This is a genomic window from Bradyrhizobium sp. USDA 3262, assembly GCF_054060035.1.
The window spans coordinates 4,474,507-4,488,975 of the sequence record NZ_JBSSCT010000001.1 but is presented as its reverse complement, the minus strand read 5'-3'; the positions used below and the strand labels follow the sequence as shown (position 1 = coordinate 4,488,975).

Sequence of the window (14,469 nt, the reverse complement as noted above, 5' to 3'; positions counted from 1 at the left end):
ACCACAGGCAGTCATTGTTGAGCGACGCCCGAACGACGAATCCCGTTCTCAACATCCGCTGTTTGATCCCGTTTGATTGGCAAGGGCCTGGATTGGCGTCTTGTAGCCGAGGCATTTGAGGCGGGTTCGGTTGTAGTCGTGGACGAACTTGCTGAGGAAGGCGTCCCGATCGGCATGGTCGACGAAGGTGCGCCGGGCGCTGCCGCGCTTTTCTTCGCGGCCGATGGCTTCGGCGATGCGCCGGTTGAAGCGTTCGACGAGGCCGTTGGTCTGCGGGTGGTAGGGCTTGGTCAGGCGATGCTCGATGCCGCGCTGCTTGCAGAGCCGATCAAAGGGATGGTCGCCGGACGGTCGCCCGGCCGGCTTGTTCTTCTTGTCGACAGCGAAGCGGTCGGTGAACTCGGCGCCATTGTCGGTCAGGATGGTGTGAACGTCGTGCGGGAAGTCGGCCAGGAAGCGTTTGAGGAAGCCGGTCGCGGTGGCGCCGTCCCGCCGGGCATGGATCTCGAGAAAGACGTAGCGGGTGGCGCGATCGATGGCGACAAAGGCGTAGCTGGTGCGGCGCTGCAGGGCCGGCAGATATTTCACGTCGATATGGATGAAGCCGATGCTGGTGGTCTCGAACACGCCGGCCTTGGGCCTGTCAGGCTTGGCAAGCCGGCTGATGCCATTGCGCTGCAGGCAACGGTGAATCGCGCTGCGGGACAGCCTGGCATTGATGCAGCGCCGCATCACCTCGACGATGTCGTCGAGTGGCAATTGCAGCGACGTCCGCAGCTCGCACACCGCCCGCTCTTCGACGGCCGACAGGCTGGTCACGAGGTTGTGCGGCCGGTGCGAGCGGTCCTCGACCGTGGTGCGGCCGCGCCAGCGATAGATCGTGGTCTCGCTGACCCCGAGTTCGGCCGCCAATTCGGCGACCGACTTCCTGCTGCGCTGGATGTAGGCACGCGTCTTCGGCGTCGTCGTGGCGTTCGCGTGCAGGTTCAGTTCCATGACACGAGGCGCTCCCTAACAAAGGCCACGCCTCGTTCTACACCGATTCCATCCAACCAATCAGCAGGGATCAAACACTTTTCGCAGGGACGACGTGCTGAACGAGCCGCGGACTCGTAATCGACAGCCCGCGCCTCAATGCGGCCGCGACATCATCGCCACCACAGCGGAGCGGGTCTCGACGCCGAGCTTCTCGAAGATATGGATCAGATGCGTCTTCACCGTCGCGAGACCGATGTTCAGGCACTCGCCGATCTCGCGGTTGGTTCGTCCGCAGCACAAGAGCTCGACGACTTCCATCTCGCGCGAGGTCAGGCCAAAGCGCGCTGGCTCGTCGGCGTTCGACGACAGGCGGCTGGTCAGGTTGAACTCGAGATAGTCGTGGATCTTCTCCGCAATGTGCATGCTGCCGTCGGGAATCGTGCAGCCCGGCGCCCACAGCACGCTCATTCCGGCGACGATGCGGTCGTTGCGGCGGAAGAAGAACTCGATCATGTCGGCGACGCCGCATTGGCCGGCGAAGGCGCGATAGGTCGCCGCCTCCTGGCTCGCGCATTGGTCGAGCGCGGTGCTCAGCCGCGCAATCGGCCGGTTGCTCGCGGAGCGCGGATGCAACGGATCGAGCCGGTTCATGCCGGCAAGATACTGGTCGTGGAAACTCGGCGGCACGTTGCTGCTGAGCACGAAGCGGTTGAGGGTCAAATTGCCGTCGACCTCGTAGAACGCGGTCGCCGACCCCTCGAGAATGCCGCGCGCGAACTGAATGGCCTGCGTGGTTGCCGGATCCGGTCGGCCCAGAAGCGCGATCATGACCTACCTCCCGATGTTTCCCGATGGCGAACGTCTGCGCGTCGCATGCCCGTCACGCTGGGGCAGCCGCGGGCCATAGTCAAGCAAATTGCGGGCCAAGCGCACGAAGCGCACATCCGGGGAAACGGTTACGCCGAAGTAACCCAACGGCCCCCTCCACCATCCGGTTGATTGCGAGCGACGCGAGCCATGCGGAACTTTCGCACATCATCCGATGTCATTGCTGGATCAAGAATGAATTCGCGTCGCATCATGGCCGCCTTCCCATCGGCGGCCGACGAACAGGTCACGCTCGCCAACTGGCGTCAGCATCCCTTCAACGAGTGGGCATTCCGCAATGTCCGCGAACTGCTGCCCACCGCGAACATCGCGCGCGCCGCAGCGGCGACGCCGCTGTCCTTTGCGCCGCGCTATCTCGACGACGTCAGCTTCGCCAACCCGCGCGGCGAGACGGTCGGCGTCGGCGAGGCGCTGCGCGCCAGCCACACCGACGGCATCGTGGTGTCGCATCGCGGACAGGTCGCGTTCGAATGGTATGCCCACGGCCTGACGCCGGATACGCCGCACCTGATCTTCTCCGTCAGCAAGTCGGTCGCCGGAACGCTCGGCGGCATCCTTGCCGATCATGGCAAGCTCGATCCCGACGCGCCGGTGACGCGCTACATCCCGGAGATGGAAGGATCGGTCTATGGCGGCAACTGCACGGTGCGGCATCTGCTCGACATGAGCGTCGGCATCCGCTTCGACGAGGATTACATGGCGCGCGACGGCGACGTCATGAACTACCGGCGCTCGACCGGTTGGGAACTGCCGGATCCTGCAGTTCCGCCGAGCAATCTGCGCGACTATCTGCGCACGCTGCGGCCGAACGGCGCACCGCATGGAGAGACCTTCCACTACGTCTCGACCAACACCGATGTGCTCGGCTGGGTCTATGAGCGCGCCTGCGGCCTGTCCTACGCAAAGATCCTCTCGCACTATCTGTGGCAGCCGATGGGCGCCGAGCACGACGCCTACATCACCGTCGATTCACGCGGCGCAGGCCGCGTCGCCGGCGGCATCTGCGCGACACTGCGCGATCTCGCCCGCTTCGGCGAGATGATGCGCAATCACGGCATCAGCAACGGACGACAGGTCGTCCCCGGCTGGTGGATCGACGACATCAGGCAGAACGGCAATGCCGAGGCCTGGTCGCGCGGCGACCTGACGAAGGTGTTTCCAAACGGCAATTACCGCAACAAGTGGTACACGCTCGATCGGCGCGAAACGCCGTTTGCCGCGGTCGGCATCCATGGCCAGTGGATCTACATCGATCCCACCAACGAGACCGTGATCGCGCGCGTCTCCTCGCAGCCGCTGCCGATGGATCTCGATCTCGATCACATGTGGATGCGCGGCTATCGCGCGATCGCGGCCAGGCTTGCCGGCAAGGCCTGACCGGTTGCGACAGGGGGACATCATGGGACCATCGATCAACCGGCGCCGTCTGTTGCAGATCGGTGCGGGAGCAAGCCTCGGCATCGCGATGCCGCGCGTCGCGCGGGCCAGTTCGAAGACGATCACGGCCGTCATGCACGCGCCGCTGCGCGCGACGGACCCGATCATGACGACGGCGTGGACCGCGCGTAACCACGGCTACATGATCTACGACACGCTGTTCTCGACCAATTCGAAATTCGAGATCAAGCCGCAGATGGTCGAGGCCTGGGAGGTCTCCGCCGACAACTTGACCTATACCTTCCGGCTGCGGCCCGGCCTCAAATTCCATGACGGCAGCGCGGTGACGTCGGCCGACGTGATCCCCTCGCTGCAGCGCTGGGCCAGGCGCGACACGATGGGCCAGAAACTGTTCGAATTCGTCGCCGAACTGAAGGCGCTCGACGAGCGCACCTTCCGCATGGCGCTGAAGGAGCCGTGCGGCTTCGTGCTGGCGGCGCTCGGCAAGCCGACCGCCAACGTGCCCTTCATCGTGCCGGCGCGGATCGCCGCGACGCCCGCCGACCAGGCCATATCAGATCACCTCGGCTCCGGACCATTCCGCTTCGTGACGGCGGAATTCCAGCCCGGCGTCAAGGCCGCCTACGAAAAGAACCCTGACTACGTTTCCCGCGACGAGCCGTCCGACGGCACCGGCGGCGGCAAGGTGGTCAAGATCGGACGCTACGAATGGATCAGCGTGCCGGACTTCCAGATCGCGACCAACGCGCTTGTCAACGACGAGATCGACTATTTCGAGGTGCCGCCGCACGACCATCATCCGATTCTCGCGCGCGCCTCCAATGTCGAGCTGACCGATTACAACACGCTGGGCTTCTCCGGCATGTGCCGGATGAACTGGCTGGTGCCGCCGTTCGACCGGCCGGAGATCCGCCAGGCCGTGCTGCACGCCGTGAACCAGAAGGACTGGCTCGACACCCAGATCGGCAATCCCGATTACTACAAGATCACGCCGGCGATCTTCGTCGCCGGCACGCCGTTCGAAAGCGCGGTCGGCTGGTCGACCAAGGCGGACACCGCGAAAGCCAGGGAGCTGCTCAAGCAGGGCGGCTACAAGGGCGAGCCGATCACGATCCTGCACGCGACCGACGCCCCGATCATCACCGCGCTCGGCACGGTCACCGCCGAGGCGCTGCGTTCGATCGGCATGAACGTCAACCTGCTCGCGATGGATTGGGGTTCGGTGGTGGCGCGGCGCGCCAAGCAGTCGATGCCGGCCGAAGGCGGCTGGTCGCTCTACCATTCGACCTGGGCCAGCGCCGACCTGGTCAATCCGATCGGCAACGCCTGCGTCAACGGCAAGGGCAAGAACGGCGGCTTCTTCGGCTGGGTCGAGGACGCCGAACTCGAGCGGCTGCGCGACAGCTTTGCCCGCACCGCGGCGCCGCCGGACCAGAAGGCACTGGCCGACAAGATCCAGGCACGCGCCTACGAGGTGGTCACTCACGTCCCGACCGGGCAGTACAATCAGCCGGCCGCGACGCGCAAGGCGCTGAAGGACATCGTCCGCGCGCCGGTGCCGCTGTTCTGGAATGTCGACAAGACCGGCTAGCGGCCCCTATTCGATCGGCGGTCGCCGCGTATGCCAATCTGTCACCGACTGGAACGCGGCGCCGGCGCGGACCAGAACGTCCTCGGAGAGATGCGAGCCGACCAGCTGCATGCTGAGCGGCATCTGGTCCGAGGCCATGCCCATCGGCAGCGTGATGGTCGGGCTGCCCGAGAAGTCGAACACCGCCGTAAAGCGCAGGATGCTCAGGAGCACGCTGGGGTCGGCGCCGTATTCGCTCATCTTGGTGAGCGTCGGGATCGGCACCGGCATCGTCGGGATCAGCAGCAGGTCGATATCTTCGAACATGGCGGCGAGGCTGCCGCTGAACTTCAACCGTTCATGATGGATGGCCGCAATATCGACGCCGCTCGTCGCCCTGCCCTGCTCGATCAGCTGTGCGAGGTCCGGTCCGTATTCCGACTTGCGCGACGGGTAGGTGTCGAGATGCGCCTCCGCCGTCTCCACCGAGCACATCGCAATCCACTGGCTGACGAGCTTCTGATAGGGCGGGAAATGCACCTCGTGGATGTCGGCACCGAGCGCGGCGAGCGTGCGTTCGGCTTGCAGCAAGGCGGTCACGACCTGCCGATCGATACCCTCCTGGGTGTACCTGCGGTCGACGCCGATCCTGAGGCCCCTGATGCCGTCGCCGATACCGGCCAGATAGTTTGGCACCGGAGCCCGCAGGGCCGTCGGATCGTTGATATCAGCACCCGCGATGACGCCGAGCATCGCCGCGGCATCCGCAGCGCTGCGGCACATCGGCCCGACGTGATCGAGCGAGTCCGCCAGCGGAAAGACGCCGTAGCGGCTGACCCGGCCCCAGGTCGGCTTGATCCCGGTCAACCCGCAGGTCGCCGACGGAAAGCGGATCGAGCCGCCGGTGTCGCTGCCGATCGAGCCGTAGCAGAGCCCCGCCGAGGTCGCGACGCCCGATCCGGTCGACGAGGAGCCAACCCAGTAGCTCACATTCCACGGGTTGAGCGGGGCCTGAACGGCCGGATGATGGCTGGTGTAGGCCCCCTCCGTCATCTTCAGCTTGCCGAGCGTCACCGCGCCGGCGACTTCGAGCCGGTCCACGATCGTGGCATTGAAGGACGGCACGAATTTGGCGTGGATCGTGGTGCCGCCCGCGGTCGGCGCAAACGAGGTGTAGCAAAGGTCCTTCAGCCCGATTGGAACGCCATGCAGCGGGCCGCGCCAGATGCCCTTGGCAATCTCCGCATCGTACTGCTTGGCCTGGGCCATCGCCCGCTCCGCAAGGACCAGCGCATAGCCGTGAAACTGTCCGTCCAGCTTCGCAATCCGGCTCAGCATCGCCTCGGTGATCTCCGAGGGCTTCGCCTCCTTGCGGCGAATGAGCTCGGAGATTTCGGTGATGGATTTGTAGTGCAATGAATCCGCTGACATCTGACGCCCTGCTGTTATCGGAAAATGCCTGCCCGGACCGCCGCCGCGGGCGGCGATCTCGCGACTCCGCTGACGGCGCGCCCCGCCTAGAACTGGACGCCGCGCGTCAACGCGCCGTCCACCACGAGGTTGGTCCCCGTGATGAAGCTCGCCGCCTTGCTCGCCAGGAACACGGCGGCATTCGCCATCTCCTGCGGCGTGCCCATGCGGCCGGTCGGGTTGAGCGCCAGTGCGGTCTTGTACAGTTCGGGATTGCCGTCCTTGATCATGTTCCAGACGCCGCCCTCGAAATAGGTGTTGCCCGGCGACACCGAATTGGCCCGGATGCCCTTGCCCGCGAGCTGGTAGGCGAGGCCCTGCGTGTAGTGGATGATCGCGGCCTTGAACGTTCCGTAGGGACCGCTGGCAAAATCGACCTCGCGTCCCGACACGCTCGATATCGTGACGATCGCGGCAGCGCCGCTCTTCTCCAGATACGGCATCGCCGCGTTGACGAGGCGCACCGTCCCCATCATGTCGGTCGAGAATTCCTTCTCCCAGCTCTCCTCGTCCTGCCCGATCGACAGCGCGCTGACATTGGCGACCACGACATCGATGCCGCCGAGCTTGGACGCCATGTCGGCGACCCAGGCCTTCAGGGCCGGCCCGTTCGAGACATCGACGGCAGCACCGAATACCGCAACGCCCTTGGCCTTGAGCGCTGTGACCGCAGCGTCGACGTCACCCTGGTTGCGCGCACAGATGCCGACATTGGCGCCCTCGGCCGCGAACGTGTCGGCGATCGCCCTGCCGATACCCTTGGTGCTGCCGGTAACGAGAACCTTCGCTCCCTTGAGTCCGAGATCCATGTCCATTCCCTCCATTATTATCAATTATGCAACGCATTGATCCTTACCGCATGGCGCGGTCGATCACAGCAACAGCTGAGCGCGAACGTTGTCCGCGTTGACCTCCTCACCGGCCAGCGATCGCGTGATCTTGCCCTTCTCCATGATGTAGCAGCGCTGCGCGATCTCCAGGATAGTGTCGAGGTTCTGCTCGACGAACACGATCGTGGTCCCGAGCTCCGCCCGGAACGATTTCAGCGCCTCGCAAATGTGCTGCACGATCGACGGCTGGATGCCCTCCGACGGCTCGTCGAGGATCATCAGCGCCGGATTGCCGATCAGCGCGCGGCCGATCGCAAGCTGCTGCTGTTCGCCGCCCGACATGGTGCCCGCGATCTGGCGCCGGCGCTCCTTCAGGCGCGGAAAATACTCGTAGACCAGCTCCGGCAGCTTCTTGCCTTCGGGCCCGCCGATCAACTCGCCGACCTGCAAATTCTCCTCGACGCTCATTTGCGGAAACACGTCGCGGCCCTGCGGGATGTAGCCGAAGCCGGCGCGCGCCCGCGCATCGGCCTCGAGCTGCGTGACATCCCGATCCATGAAGCTGATGGTGCCGCGCCAGGTCTGCAGCAGACCGATCAGGCACCGCATCAGGGTCGACTTGCCGACGCCGTTGCGGCCGATCACGCCGACGATCTCGCCGCGCGAGACCGACATGCTGACGCCCTGCAGGATCGGCGTCGCGCCGTAGCCCGCCCAAAGTCCCGACACCTCCAGAATGCGATCAGTGGGCATGGGTCTTACCCAGGTAGATTTCAGCGACCTTCTCATCTTCCAGGATGGCCTCGAGGCTGCCGCGTGCGAAAATCTTGCCAAGATGCAGGACGGTGACGCGCTGGGCGACCTGACGCACGAACGCCATGTCGTGCTCGACGACCAGGACGGTCATGCCCTCGGCATTGAACGACTTGATCAGCTCGCCGGTCTTGAAAGTCTCTTCGGGCGACATGCCGGCGGTCGGCTCGTCCAGCAGCAGCAGCTGCGGCTGCAGCGCCAGCGCCATCCCGATCTCCAGCCATTGCTGCTGGCCGTGCGACAGCGCACCGGCGAGCTTGCCGCTATCGTCAGCGAGATTGAGCAACGCGAGCAGCCGCTCCTCTTCGGCACGGCATTCCGCGCCCGAAATGCGTTCCTGCAGCGCGATCTGGATGTTCTGCCGCACCGGCAGCTCCTTGAACACGCTCGGCGCCTGCATCTTGATACTCATGCCGCGCTGCACCCGCGCGTAGGGCCGCTCGGCGGTGATATCGATCGAGTCGAAAAAGATGCTGCCCGTGGTTGGCGGATAGAGACCGACGATCAATTTGAACAGCGTGCTTTTCCCGGCCCCGTTGGGCCCGATCAGGCAGTGCACCTCGCCGGCATTGACCGTCAGGTCGACATCGGACACGGCGGTCAATCCACCGAAACGCTTGGAGACACCTTTTACATCGACCAACGCCATGATTCAGGTCTCATCCGATTGCAGGCGGGCGGTATCGGCCAGCGCGGGAGCCTCGTCGCGGCGCCGACGCCTGGTCCACCAATCGACGACCAGCTTGCCGATGCCGAGCACGAAGCCCTGCGGCGCCAGCATCACGGTGGCGAGCAGCAGCACGCCCATCAGCACCAGCGCCGCCTGCTGGCTGTAGACCGTGATGGTCTGGAAACCGAACAGCAGCAGGAACGATCCGACCAGGGTCGCAGTCAGATCGTTGCGTCCGGAGAAGGCCACCCACACGATCGGCATCGCCGCCGCCGGCAGGCCGATGCTCGATGGCGTGATGAACTGCCCCCAGGACGTGTACAGCGCACCGCTGAGGCCTGCGAGCCCGCTACCGATCACGAAGGTCAGAAGCTGATATTTGCGGACGTCGTAGCCGAGCATCTCGGCGCGCTGCGGATTTTCCCGCGTCGCCACGATCACGTTGCCGACGCTCGAGTTCACCAGCATGCGCAGCGCGATGTAGACGATCACGATCAACGCGATCATGACGTAGTAGAGCGCCGAGCCCTCGATGTCGAAGTCGCCGACCGTGAGCGGGTCCATCCCCTTCATGCCGTTGAAGCCGTTCAGCCGGGCCGGACCGATATGCCATTCCGGCCCCGCCGTCTGCCCGAGGAAGAAGGCAAGCACCAGCGTCGCCGACAGCGTCACGATGCCGAAGAAGATCCCGCTGATGCCGCCCCAGATCATGAAGTAGCCGAGGATCCCGGCCGCGATCATCGCGATCACCACGGAGAGAACCAGCGCCGCGATCGTGGTCGTTCCCCCGCCCATGTTGATGGCGAGCACGCCATAGCCGTAGCCGGCGATGCCGAAGAAGAAAGTCTGGCCGAACGACAGCATGCCGCCGTAGCCCCACATCAGGCAGAGGCCGAGCGCCATGAAGATCCAGATCAGGAAGTAGGCGAAATTGCCGACATCATAGGAATCAGCGAACAGGGGATAGATCAGTGCTCCCGCCAGCACGGCGAGGAAGCATGACCAGAAGATCTTCCCGCGTCCGAGCGTCTGCGGGCCCTCGAGCAGCTTCAACATCAGAAATTCCCGTCTAGCGCCCACGACGAACCAGCACGCTGGATAGTCCCTCAGGCAGCACACGTATGATCAGGATGACTGCAAACAGCATGCCGATCTGTCCGATGATCTGCCCATAGCTGGCATTCAATGCCATCCGGATCATCGCCAGGAACACGGCGGCCGGCGCAGTTCCGAGCAGGACATTGGCGCCGCCGATCACCACGGTGACAAAGCTCTCGACCACGAAGGTCGCTCCCATGGTCGGGATCAGCGTCATGGTCGGCGCGTAGAGCGCGCCGCAGAGCCCCGCAAGCGCGGTGCCGATGCCGAAGCTGATGGAATAGATCCGCCCGGTGCGCGCGCCGAGCGCCTTGGCCATCGCCGCATTCTGCATCGTGGCGCGCGCGATCACGCCAAAGCGCGTCTTCATGAAGATGATGTAGAGACCGGCGAGCACGGCCACAGCACAGCCGAACAGCACCAGCCGGTAGGTCGAGAACGTGTAGCCTCCGATCGCAAAGCTTCCTTCCGGCGTGCCGATACCGCGCACCGCGGAGCCGACGATCAGCAGCATCGACTGCGTCACGATCAGGCTGAGGCCCCAGGTGGCGAGCAGCGAGTCGAGCGGACGCTTGTAGAAGCGCCGCACGACGAGGTACTCGACGATCATGCCGATGATCCCCGCGCGGTCAGCGCAGCAAGGATCTGGGCAATCGGAAGCGGGACGCCGAGGTTGACGAGCCCCACGGTGACGTACGCGCCGCACATGATGAACTCGCCATGCGCCATGTTGATGACGCCCATCATGCCGAACACGATGGCAAGGCCCGCCGCTGACAGGATCAGGAACGCGAAGACATCGGCGAACTGATAGAATACCGAGAAGAGTTCAGCCGACATTCCGGTCTCCCTGATCGCGGCGCCGCATCATTGCGGCGCCGGTTCGGTTCAAGGTCGTGATGCACAGCACGAGCAAGATTCGTGCCTGCGCGCGTCACGATTTGCTGGGGAGATGACTCGGCGTGTACTGGTCCTTGTCGTTCTTCTTGGTGAGGTCGCAGCCGATCTCGCCAAGCCAGTACGGCTGGATCGTCCCGTAGTCCTTCTCCACCGTCACCTCATGCTTGGGCCCGACCGAGATCAGGCGCATGCGGTGCGACGTATGCTGGCTCTTCGGGTCGATGCAGACCTTGCCCTCGGGAGCGTCGATGCAGGCATCGCCCGTTGCGATCACCTTGCGCATGTCCTCGAGCTTGGTCGACTTCGCCTTCTCGACCAGCGCCTTGTACATGTAGAGCGCGTTGTAGGCGTTGTAGCCCATGTCGTTGATGTAAAGCTCATCGGGAAATTTGGCGTGCCAGCGCTTCTTGAAGTCGTTGGCTTCGGGGGTATCGATCTCCTCGAACCAGTTCGCGGTCGCATGCATGTTGTTGAGCGCCGGCGGCTTGAACCGCTTGTGCTCGAAGCCGAGCATGATCTTGATCGATGAGCCCATCGGCAAATTGAGGTTGGCCGCGGCCGCCTGCTCGAAGAACGAGTCCTGCGCCGCGCCGACGTTGATCGTCAGCAGCCAGTCCGGCTTCGCCTTCTGGATGTTCTGGATCGTCTGCGCGAACTGCGACACGCCGAGCGGGATGAATTCCTCTCCCACGACCTCGCCGCCGAGGTCCTTCATGATCTTGCGGTTCCACTCCGCGGAGATCTGGCCGAAATTGTAGTCGGCTGCGATGACGTAGACCTTCTTGCCGAACTTCTGGACCATCCAGGGGATCAGGGTCGAGAACTGCTGCTCCGGCACCGCGCCCATGCTGATCATGCTGGCGTCGCAGACACCGCCTTCATACTGGTTCGTATAGAAGTACGGCGTGGTGGTGCGATCGACGATCGGACGCAACGCCTCGCGCGAGGCCGAGGTGATGCCGCCGATCAGTACGTCGACCTTGTCGCGATTGAGCAGCCGCCGGCCGAACTCCTGATAGCGGGCATTGTCACCCTGGGGATCGAGGTGGATCAACTCGATCTGCCGGCCGAGAATGCCGCCGCTCTTGTTGATCTCCTCGACCGCGAGCTGCGAGCCGTGCAGCTTCGGCATGCCCATGAAGGCGAGATCGCCGGAGACGTCCTCCAGCAAGCCGACCTTCAGCGGCGGGTCTGCCGCCTGCGCGCGACCTACCGCCGCGATCCCAAGCATTGCACCAAGCAAAGCCATTCCGACTATACGCCCCGAATACATCGCGATGTCCTCTGTCGTTGAAGGATGTTTGAAGTCACGCCTTGAGGTAATTCTTCAGGATCGACGCCCCCATCGTGTATTTGGGATCGACCATGTTGCCGAGCCGCATGCGGCCGGCCTGGCTGAGCAGCATGTAGGCGTCGATCTCATCGAAGCCGTAATCGGCGCTCATCCAGCGCACGAGCTCGCGATAGGCGATGCGCGCGGCGTCCTCGAGCGGGCGTGCGCTGCCGATCGTCATGATGAAGTCGCGCGTCTCCAGCCGCGGCCAGGCGAAGCTCCAGTTCTTGATCAGATCGATCTGCAATGTGACAGTCGCGCGCTGCTCCAGCGCGACGCCCGAGAGCTCGCCATCGCCCTGCGTGGCGTGGCAGTCGCCGACATAGAGCAGCCCGCCTTCGGCATGCACCGGCAGATAGATAATCGCGCCCGGTGCGACGTCGGGCAGGTCCATGTTGCCGCCGTGATAATCGGGCTGCAGCGAGGAGATCGCCTCGATCTCGGGCGAGACGCCGAGTGCCGATAAACGGCTCATAGGGCAGCGTGATCTTGTCGCTCCAGCGCACGCCGTTGCGGTCGACATGCAGCTTCTTGACGCGTTCCGGCAGCGGCGGATTGAGCAGAGCTGTGGATGCCGTCCCGACCAGGCCGCCGAACTCCGGAATGATGCAGGTCGTTCCGGCCGGCTGCGCGCCGCGGGTCTCGACATCGCGGATATAGACGGCGAGGCAATCGCCCTTCCTGGCGCCCTTGACCGCGATCGGCCCGCATTGCGGGTTCAGATAGGGGAAGTTCAGCTTCGCCGTAGGGCTGTCGCTTTCGCTGGTGAGCACGCCGCCGAAGGCGTCTTCGGTCTCGACAACGACGACCCCGCCCGGGTCGATCGACAGGGTCGGCTTGGCATAGGGCCCATACACGTAATGGAAGCCACCCTGCTGCTCGATCGTCAGGCTATGGGTCGTACCGGTCGCGCCCTTGGCAAGGGCGCGCTTGGCCATGATGGAACTCTTCAACCAGTCTTCGGTCATGCGAACGGCTCCTCGATTCAGGTCGCGGGATGGCGCTTGTGCCAGTCGGTGACGCGCTGGAAGGCATCGCCCGCGCGAACGAGGCTTGCTTCGTCGAAGTGTCGGCCGACGAACTGGAAGGCGACCGGCCCGCCGTTCGGCGCGAAGCCGCCGGGAAGCGTCACGGTCGGGCTTCCGGTCATGTCGAACGGACAGGTGAAGCGCAGCAGCCCGGTAATCAGCGACGGGTCCTCACCCAGCGCTGCCATCTTGGCCAATGTCGGCGCAGCGAATGCCTGGGCCGGAACGGCGATCAGATCGACCGTCTCGAACAACAGCCGCACCGCGCCGCGGAACGCTTCGCGCCGCAGCACGATCTTCTGGTAGTTCATGCCGGATTGCGCCCGGCCGAGATCGAGCAGGCCGGCGAGCGCGGGACCATATTCGTCCTTGCGCGCGGGATAGGTCTCTTCGTGCGCGACCGCCACTTCGATGCCGCACAAGGGGAACCAGTCCTCGATGACGGCCTTGGGATCGGGGAACGTGATGTCCTTGATCTTCGCGCCCAGATCGGCGGCAACTCGCAGCCCTTCGCTGAGCACCTTGCCGGCGGCCTCGTCGGTGCCCTCGCTGGTCCAGCGCCGATCGACCCCGATCGTCACGCCGCGCAAATCGCCGGACAGGCCGGCGAGATAGTTCGGCACGGGCAGCGGCACGGAGGTCGTGTCCTTGGGATCCTGGCCCGCAATCACGGCGAGGATCGCGCCGCAATCGGCCGCGCTACGCGCCATCGGCCCGATGTGATCGAGCGTCGCCGCGAGTTCGAAAGCGCCATAACGGCTCACGCGTCCCCAGGTCGGCTTCAGCCCGGTGATGCCGTTGGCGGCCGATGGAAAGCGGATCGAGCCGCCCGTATCGGTGCCTAGCGAACCGAAGCAAAGCCCCGCGGCGGTGGCGACGCCGGAACCGCTCGACGATGCACCCGACCACAAATCCGCATTCCACGGATTCTTCGGCGGATCGATCTTCGGGTGGTGGTCGGCATAGGCGCCCTCGGTCTGCTGCAGCTTGCCGAGGATAACAGCGCCGGCATCCTTCAGCCGCGCGACGACTGTGGCATCCTCGCTCGGCCGGAAATCCCGGTGGATGGTCATGCCGTGCGCGGCCGGAGCGCCTTTCGCCCAGCACAAATCCTTGACGGCGATCGGCACGCCGTGGAGCGGTCCCTTGATCTTGCCGGACGCGATGTCCTTCTCGGCTGCCGCCGCTTCGGCCAGCGCCGCCTCGCCCATCACATAAGCGTAGCTCTTGAGCTTGCCGTCGAGCTGCTCGATCCGCCCGAGCATCGCCTTGGTCACCTCGACCGGCGAGAGCTTTTTGGCCTGGATTTGCTGCCCGATCTCAATGAGCCCGAGATAGTGAAGATCCGTCGTCGGCATCGTTTCTCATCCCCGCACTTGACATGACGCAAGCGCAGGCACTGCCCATCACCGCGCATGCGCCTCCGGCTTGGCGGCACGGACGTGTCGCCAATTTGTTTAGCGGCAAAAGCAAAAAGCCACCCGCCCCTCCGA

Annotated in this window: 11 protein-coding genes and 2 pseudogenes; 2 read left to right on the top strand and 11 right to left on the bottom strand. The window is 64.5% G+C overall.

The window, feature by feature from the left end:
* Nucleotides 1-48: 48 nt before the first annotated feature.
* Both ACVWYP_RS20490 and ACVWYP_RS20485 read right to left on the bottom strand, forming a co-directional pair.
* Nucleotides 49-996 carry an IS481 family transposase gene (locus tag ACVWYP_RS20490; protein ID WP_304499579.1) on the bottom strand — a complete coding sequence of 316 codons (948 nt, stop codon included), beginning with the start codon at nt 994-996 and terminating at the stop codon, nt 49-51.
* A gap of 135 nt (nt 997-1,131) precedes the next feature.
* Nucleotides 1,132-1,806, bottom strand: coding sequence for a helix-turn-helix transcriptional regulator (locus ACVWYP_RS20485; protein ID WP_304499578.1), 675 nt, complete (start codon nt 1,804-1,806; stop codon nt 1,132-1,134).
* Between the two features lie 234 nt (nt 1,807-2,040).
* Here ACVWYP_RS20485 and ACVWYP_RS20480 point away from each other — a divergent pair, with 234 nt between their 5' ends.
* Entirely contained in the window at nt 2,041-3,243 is a 1,203-nt protein-coding gene (locus ACVWYP_RS20480) for a serine hydrolase domain-containing protein (RefSeq protein WP_304499577.1), read from the top strand.
* A 22-nt stretch (nt 3,244-3,265) separates the two neighbouring features.
* Nucleotides 3,266-4,855 carry an ABC transporter substrate-binding protein gene (locus ACVWYP_RS20475; protein ID WP_304499576.1) on the top strand — a complete coding sequence of 530 codons (1,590 nt, stop codon included), beginning with the start codon at nt 3,266-3,268 and terminating at the stop codon, nt 4,853-4,855.
* Between the two features lie 6 nt (nt 4,856-4,861).
* Here the strand turns inward: ACVWYP_RS20475 and ACVWYP_RS20470 are convergent, their stop codons facing one another.
* The 9 genes and pseudogenes from ACVWYP_RS20470 to ACVWYP_RS20430 form a co-directional block, all read right to left on the bottom strand.
* Nucleotides 4,862-6,265 carry an amidase gene (locus ACVWYP_RS20470; protein WP_304499575.1) on the bottom strand — a complete coding sequence of 468 codons (1,404 nt, stop codon included), beginning with the start codon at nt 6,263-6,265 and terminating at the stop codon, nt 4,862-4,864.
* 86 nt (nt 6,266-6,351) lie between these two features.
* Nucleotides 6,352-7,113: an SDR family NAD(P)-dependent oxidoreductase gene (locus tag ACVWYP_RS20465; RefSeq protein WP_304499574.1), complete on the bottom strand. Its 762-nt coding sequence runs from the start codon at nt 7,111-7,113 to the stop codon at nt 6,352-6,354.
* 63 nt (nt 7,114-7,176) lie between these two features.
* Nucleotides 7,177-7,887 (bottom strand): ABC transporter ATP-binding protein, encoded by a 711-nt coding sequence (locus ACVWYP_RS20460; RefSeq protein ID WP_063607147.1) that lies wholly within the window; start codon nt 7,885-7,887, stop codon nt 7,177-7,179.
* The gene (locus ACVWYP_RS20455; RefSeq protein ID WP_018270850.1) at nt 7,877-8,596 is read right to left on the bottom strand and encodes an ATP-binding cassette domain-containing protein; all 720 of its coding nucleotides are present in this window, start codon (nt 8,594-8,596) and stop codon (nt 7,877-7,879) included. The genes ACVWYP_RS20460 and ACVWYP_RS20455 overlap by 11 nt, the downstream gene beginning before the upstream one ends.
* Before the next feature lie 3 nt (nt 8,597-8,599).
* On the bottom strand, nt 8,600-9,673 hold the full coding sequence (locus ACVWYP_RS20450; RefSeq protein WP_057015931.1) for a branched-chain amino acid ABC transporter permease: 1,074 nt from the start codon (nt 9,671-9,673) through the stop codon (nt 8,600-8,602).
* A gap of 13 nt (nt 9,674-9,686) precedes the next feature.
* Nucleotides 9,687-10,555 (bottom strand): annotated as a pseudogene (locus ACVWYP_RS20445) (ABC transporter permease subunit).
* Between the two features lie 94 nt (nt 10,556-10,649).
* Nucleotides 10,650-11,864 carry an urea ABC transporter substrate-binding protein gene (locus tag ACVWYP_RS20440; RefSeq protein ID WP_304499573.1) on the bottom strand — a complete coding sequence of 405 codons (1,215 nt, stop codon included), beginning with the start codon at nt 11,862-11,864 and terminating at the stop codon, nt 10,650-10,652.
* A gap of 58 nt (nt 11,865-11,922) precedes the next feature.
* Nucleotides 11,923-12,916 (bottom strand): annotated as a pseudogene (locus ACVWYP_RS20435) (acetamidase/formamidase family protein).
* 17 nt (nt 12,917-12,933) lie between these two features.
* Complete coding sequence (locus ACVWYP_RS20430; RefSeq protein WP_304499572.1) at nt 12,934-14,334, bottom strand: amidase; 1,401 nt, start codon at nt 14,332-14,334, stop codon at nt 12,934-12,936.
* Nucleotides 14,335-14,469 lie beyond the last annotated feature (135 nt).